At 64.2% G+C, this 2612-nt stretch carries 2 protein-coding genes; one reads left to right on the top strand and one right to left on the bottom strand.

Annotation, left to right across the window (positions count from 1 at the left end; translation table 11 throughout):
- The coding region (locus H5U08_RS15375; RefSeq protein ID WP_297034990.1) for a hypothetical protein at positions 1-1495 on the top strand (1495 nt) is incomplete at its 5' end.
- Here H5U08_RS15375 and H5U08_RS15370 read toward each other — a convergent pair.
- Positions 1489-2612, bottom strand: a 1124-nt coding sequence (locus H5U08_RS15370; protein ID WP_297034988.1) for a glycosyltransferase, incomplete at its 5' end; no start/stop codon positions are given. The two genes, H5U08_RS15375 and H5U08_RS15370, sit on opposite strands and share 7 nt — an antisense overlap.

Genomic DNA, 2612 nt, shown 5'->3' with positions numbered 1-2612 from the left:
GAAAATGGAGCGGCGAGGGATGTTCTGGCGATCAGCGGGTGTTTTCTGTGTGATGGCGGGGTTGACGGCTGGCCCTGCGCCGGGGGCCATCGCCCAAACTATCTACGGGTGTCCAACCTGCCAGGCGAATGTGCAGTTTTTTGGGCACTACCCCACGCGTTGGCGGCCGTGGCCGGGGGAAACTCGGCCGGATATCCACTTCCCTCAATCGATCGGTGCGGAGCCGATCAGGCGGCCGGCCGGCGAGACTCCTCCCGTCTTGCCCCACGAGAAATTGGAGCCCATTATTCCCAAGCCGGGACAGGCGTTTCCCGAACCAGCACCTCTGGAACCGGCCGTTCCTGCTCCAGATCTTCCCGGCGGAGTCGGCCCGGGGGAAATGCAAAACCAACAAGTTCCGCCGACAGGGGCGGGAGTGCCCACGCCCATGAATGAGACCAACCCTCCTGCCGCTTCTCCGTTCCAAACCGAACCTGCTCCGCCGGCATCGTTGCCGCAGTCGCCAGGATTACCCGGTCCAGGGACACAGCCGCCGGCTCCGGTTCCCCAGGGAGCACCTCCAGTATCTCCTCCGGCCCCAGCGGTGCCACCGACGCCGGGGGCTTCTTCCGAGGGTGCTTCATCGGTCTTGCTTCCCGACGGGCCTGCGCTCTCTGCCCAAATTCCCACGAATAGCGAGGCCACCGGCCTGCCCCCGGCCACCACGGAGATCCTGCTACCATCGCAGAGGACGGCAGCTCCTCTCGCGAATGCCACGGCGAACGTGCCGCTAGTGATCACCAACCCGACAGTCACTCCGGCGGCCACGCCGAACGGAGGGCCAAGGATCGACCCTGCTCCAGATAAGCTGGCTGTGAGTCGCGTGCCGTCTCTTCCCGGGCGAATGTTGGGGTCTGCCCCCGGCCCTGCCCCTCAGGGTCAGTTTCTGCCGGAGCCTGCGCCCTCCCCGGCCGCCCTTACGGTGGCAGCCTCTGTGAATCCTCCGCCGGCTGTGTCAGCACCGCCTGTTTCAGACACAGTATGGGCCGAGGATTCTTCACCGACGCAGTCGGTCTCACCGGCCGGTTACGTCGCGGCAGGCGCAACGCCTCCCACAAGCGTGGGCCCAGCTCGCACCACGGCTCCTGCTCAGGAGAGCACTCCACGCCCCAAGACACCCGCGCTGGGCGGATATTGTCCTGTCGAGTTGGTAGAAAACGAAACCTGGATGAAAGGGGAAGAACGGTTCGCGGTGGAATATCGCGGGCAGGTCTATTACTGTGCCGGTGCCGCCCAAAAGCGGAAGTTTCAGACGAATCCGGAACGGTATGCCCCGGTTCTCGACGGGAAAGACCCTGTGGCGTTTTTCGACCAGGGTCTTCGGGTGGATGGCAAGATCGAGCACTGCGTCGTGTATGATGGGCGTCTTTACATGTTCTCCGGTATTCAGTCGCTGGCTCGTTTTCGACAGAATCCTCAGCGGTATGCCCAGCTCGCGCTGAGGGCCGGTCAGTGAGTGTTTTCTGCCACGAGACGGTCCAGAAGCGCCGCCGTTTGCTCCACCATCCGTGACGCAGCGAAACGCTCACGGGCGTACGCTTGGGCCTGTTCTCCCCAGCGACGGCGAGCGCCGAGATCCAGTTGGAGTGATTGCTCCAGAGCGCTCCGTAACGCGGCTACGTCGCCCGGCGGCACCAGACGGACAACAGAGGACGCGTCCTGCAGTCCCTCGAATAGCTCAGGGATCCCGCCCGCTGTGGAGGCGATCACCGGAAGCCCCAGAAAGAGGGCTTCCATCAGCGCACCGCCGAGACCTTCCTGCCGGGATGGAAAAACGAAGAGATCGGCACCGGCCATGAGGTCCAGCACGTCCTCGCGAAATCCCGCCAGCACAGCCCGACCGTCCAAATCCAGCGTGTGAATGCGGGCTTCCAGAGCAGGACGCTGTTCGCCTTCGCCGACCAGCACGAGAAAACTTTCCGGAAAGGCGGATGCCACGCCGGCAAAAGCCTCGAGAAGATCGTCCTGTCCCTTGGCGGGTGTGAGTTTTCCCACGTGGATGATGAAGACCGCGGAATCGGCTTGCAGCGACAGGTTGACCAGTTGCCGAAGCTTCTCCCGACCGCGTTGTCTGTCCGCGGATGCCAGGCGTCGAGGATCCACGCCGTCATGGATCACGGCGATGCGCGAGGCAGGGATCCCCGCTGCTTGACATGCTTCTGCCGAAGCCCGCGAGGGACAGACCACACAGTGGAGACCCCATCGATAAAGCCTTCCGGATCGGAGGGGAAAGATCGTCCGTCGGGCACCCACGCGGATGAGCCGCAGGCCAATGGCGGCCACCAGCCCATGCACAATGGCGTGCGGATCATTCATCCAGAAGACGTGAGGGCGAAAGTCTCGCAGGGTTCGCCGGAGCTGCCACCAACCCTGGGGGCCTCGTCCGCGGCCACGGAGCATTTTCACCGTCTGACCGGCTTCCTCAAGGTGCTGGGCCAGGCGGCTTTGAGTGGGGGCCGCCGTCAGCACCGTCCAGCCTGAACCCGCCAGGCCTTCGGCCAGCAGGCGAAGCTGCTCCTCGCCGCCTCCCCACGTCGCCTGACTGGAGAAAAGGAGAATCCGCCTGGTGTCTC

This window comes from Thermogutta sp., assembly GCF_014359955.1.
Classification (GTDB): Bacteria; Planctomycetota; Planctomycetia; order Pirellulales; family Thermoguttaceae; genus Thermogutta.
Note: the sequence above shows the minus strand (reverse complement) of the source record. Positions and strands in the feature narration are given on the sequence as shown.